Annotated in this window: 1 protein-coding gene; it reads right to left on the bottom strand. The window is 71.9% G+C overall.

Going from position 1 to position 3,983, the window contains the following annotated elements; genetic code table 11:
• Positions 1 to 3,983: SDR family NAD(P)-dependent oxidoreductase (locus ACZ3KP_RS40875; protein ID WP_467506206.1), on the bottom strand; the 3,983-nt coding region annotated here is incomplete at both ends.

Genomic DNA, 3,983 nt, shown 5'->3' with positions numbered 1-3,983 from the left:
AGCAGCAGGCGCTGCTGCGGGTCCATGCCCAACGCCTCACGCGGACTGATCCCGAAGAACTCCGCATCGAACTCACCGGCACCGTCAAGGAAGCCGCCCAGCGGGGTGTAGGCCAGGACCCCATCACCGGAGTCGGACAGACCCGGCGTCTCCCAGCCGCGGTTCGCCGGGAAGCCTGACATCGCGTCGGTCCCTGCGGCGATCAGCTGCCAGAAGCCCTCCGGGTCCTGGACACCGCCCGGGAACCGGCACCCCATACCGACGATCGCCACCGGCTCGTCCGTGCCGACACGGACCACCTGCACGGCGGTGTCACCGACGGCTCCGTCGGTCCCGCATGCCTCTGCCACCACGTACCGGGCGACCTCAACCGGTGTCGGCTGGTCGAAGACCAGGGTGGCGGGAAGGGTCAGACCCGTCTCGGCCGAGAGTCGGTTGCGCAGTTCCAGACCGGTCAGAGAGTCGATGCCCATGTCCCGGAAGGCCCGCAGGGGATCGATGTCCCCGGGGTGTGAATGCCCCAGAACGACAGCGGCAGCCGCCCGGACGATCTGCAGGACTTCCTGCTCGCGCTCAGCGGGACCGAGCGCGGCCAGCTGGGCCGCCAAGCCACCGACGACCGCGGCAACGGCCGCGGTCCGGCGGGCGGGAGCGCCAACGGCCAGGCTCCGCAACAGCGCAGGGACCGACCGTCCGCCGCGGGAGAACGCGGCCAGGTCCAGTCGGGCCGGGACCGCCACCGGCGCACCCAGCGCGACAGCGGCCTCGAACAGGGCCAGACCCTGCTCCGTCGTCAGCGGCTGGATGCCGCTGCGACGCAGCCGGGTCAGCCCCGCGCCCTCCAGGTGCCCTGTCATCTCCGAGGCCTGCTCCCACAGGCCCCAGGCCAGCGACTGGGCGGCCAGCTGCCGGTCGCGACGGTAGGACGCGAGTGCGTCCAGGAAGGCGTTGGCGGCGGCGTAACTCCCCTGCCCCGGGCTACCCATGACAGCCGCCGCCGAGGAGTACAGCACGAACCCGGCCAGGCCCGCGTCCTCGGTCAACTCGTGCAGGTTCCACGCCGCATCAGCCTTCGCCGCCAGCACCGGCGCCATCCGCTGCGGAGTCAGCGACTCGACGGTGGCGTCGTCGATCACACCGGCCGCGTGCACCACCGCGGTCAGCGGCCGCTCGGCCGTAAGCCGCGCCAACACCGAGGCGAGACCCTCGCGGTCGGCCGCGTCGCCGGCCTGAACGCGAACCTCCGCACCCGACTGCGCCAACTCCGCGACCAGACGGGCCACGCCCGGCGCGACCGGACCGCGACGCGACAGCAGGAGCAGGTGCCGCATGCCACGGACGTCGACCAGGTGCCGGGCCAACTCGCCGCCCAGCGTGCCGGTTCCACCGGTGACGAGGACGGTGCCCTGCGGATCCCACTCGGCCGGGACGTTCAGCACGACCTTGCCCAGGTGTCGAGCGGCCTGCAGGTAGCGCAGCGCCGCCACAGCCTGCGACAGCTCGAAGGTCGTCACCGGCGGCGGGACCAACGTGCCCGCGTCGAACATGCCTCCAAGCTCGGCCAGCATCTCCGCGACCCGCAGCTCGCCGGCGTCCATCAGGTCGAACGCCTGGTAGACCACCCCGGGGTAGGCCTCAGCAACCTGCTCGGGGTTGCGGATGTCGGTCTTGCCCATCTCGACGAACTGACCACCGCGCGGCAACAGCCGCAGCGACGCGTCCGTGAACTCCCCGGCAAGGGCGTTGAGGACCACGTCCATGCCCTCGCCACCGGTCACAGCCAGGAACCGCTCACAGAAGTCCAGGTCACGGGTCGAAGCGATGTGGCTCTCCTCCACACCGGCTGCGCGCAGCGCGTGCTGCTTGGCCGGACTCGCGGTCGCGAAGACCTCCAGCCCCCACGCCTTGGCCAACTGCACGGCGGCCGTACCCACTCCACCCGTACCGGCGTGAATCAGCACCCGCTGACCAGGCCTGACCTGGGCCAGATCCCACAGCCCGTAGAACGCCGTCAGGAACCCGACCGGCACCGCCGAAGCCTGCTGGTACGACCAGCCCTGCGGAACCGGAGCGAGCAGACGGCTGTCCACGATCCCGACCGGACCCCAGCCCGGCACCAGACCCATCACCCGCTGACCAACCGTCAGACCGTCCACCCCGGGACCGGTCTCCAGCACGACACCGGAGCCTTCACCACCGAGGCCTCGGACGTCCGCGACCATACCCAGACCGGTCACCACGTCGCGGAAGTTCACACCCACCGCACGCAGACCGACCCGGACCTGACCGGCCGTCAACTCGGCACCCGTCTCGGGAGCGTCGATGACAGCGGCACTGCCCAGGTCACCCGGGTTGGCGACCTCCACCCGCCAGTTCGAACCATTCGGCAAGGCCAGCTCACTAGCCCGGGCCAGCCGTCGGCCGAAGGCCGCGATCCCTCCGCCGTCGGTGGCGGGACGGATGCGGACCTCGGGCTCGTCGGCGTCCAACGCCACGGCCAGGACGGTGTCCACGTCGGCGTCACGCGTCGGGTCCAGGCCGGCCGCCGGGTCGACATCGACCAGCAGCAGACGACCCGGATGCTCCGACTGCGCCGAGCGCACCAGACCCGTCACCGCCGCACCGGGCAGATCCTGACCGGCGGCCGCGCCCTGGGTCCAAATCACCAAGCGTGCGTCGTCGGTCGCGGGATCGGCCAGCCACTCCTGCACCCACCCCAACACCGTCGCAGCAGCCTGGTGCGCCGCCTGCGACGCCGACGTCCCGGCGGGAGCGGCAGGCACCGCAGCAACAACCACCGGAGCCATCCCGGAACCGTGCCGCGCCCACTGCACTGCGCCTGCCGAAGCCTGCACCGTGAGCGGAACCCAGTCCACCGTGAACAGCGACTGCCGCACCTGGCGACCGGCCCCGCCGAGCTGACCGGACGAAGCCTCACGCATTGCCAACGACCGTACCTGCAGCACCGGTTCGCCGGCACCGTCGAACGCCGACACCGAGACAGCGCCCGACCCGCGGGCCAACACCACCCGCAGCTGGCGGGCACCACCGGCCAGCAGCCGCACGCCCGACCACGCGAACGGCAGACCCGTCCCGCCACTGCCATTGCTGGCGCCGGAAACCAGGAGGCTGTGCAGCGCGGCATCGAGCAGAGCGGGATGCATACCGTACCCGGCCGCGTCGGACTCGATGACCTGCGGCAGCTCGGCCTCGGCGTAGACGGTGTCCCCGGACTGCCAGACCTGACGCAGGCCCTGGAACGCCGGCCCGTAGCCGTAACCGCGCTGGGCAAAGCTCTCGTAGGCGTTGTCGACCGGAACGGACTCCGCACCCTCCGGAGGCCAGACAGCCAGCGGCGCCGGGACGGGCTCGTTGCTGGCCGGGGCCAGCACACCGACCGCGTGCCGAACCCACTCGCCCCCTCCCTCGCGGGAAGCAACCGTGACGACCCGCCGACCACTGTCGTCGCTGTCGCCCACGTGGACCTGCAGCTGGACGCCGCCCTTGGCGGGCAGGACCAGCGGCTCCTGGAGCGTCAGCTCCTCCAGCACGCCGCAGCCGGCCAAGTCGCCGGCGTGGACCGCCAGGTCCACGAACGCCGTGCCGGGCAGCAGCACCGTGCCCTGGACCGCGTGGTCGGCCAGCCACGGCATCGCGGCCAGCGACAGACGACCCGTCAACACCAGCCCATCACCGACGGCCAGCCACACCGCCGCCGCCAGCAGCGAGTGCCCGACACGCTGCTGACCAGCCGACCAGGCGTCTCCACGACCGGCGACTGCCTTCGGCCAGTAGTGCCGGCGCTGGAACGGATACGTCGGCAGATCGACCTTGACCGCCCGACCACCGTCGGCAGTGACGGCGGACCAGTCCACCTCGACGCCGGCGGCGTACAGACCGGCCAGCGCGCGCAGCGCCGTCTCCGCCTCGTCCTGGTCGGCCCGCAACGCCGGAACCCAGGTACCGGCATCAGCCATCGCCGA

This window comes from Streptomyces sp. NPDC020958 (assembly GCF_055562175.1).
This window is presented reverse-complemented; position numbering and strand designations above follow the sequence as displayed.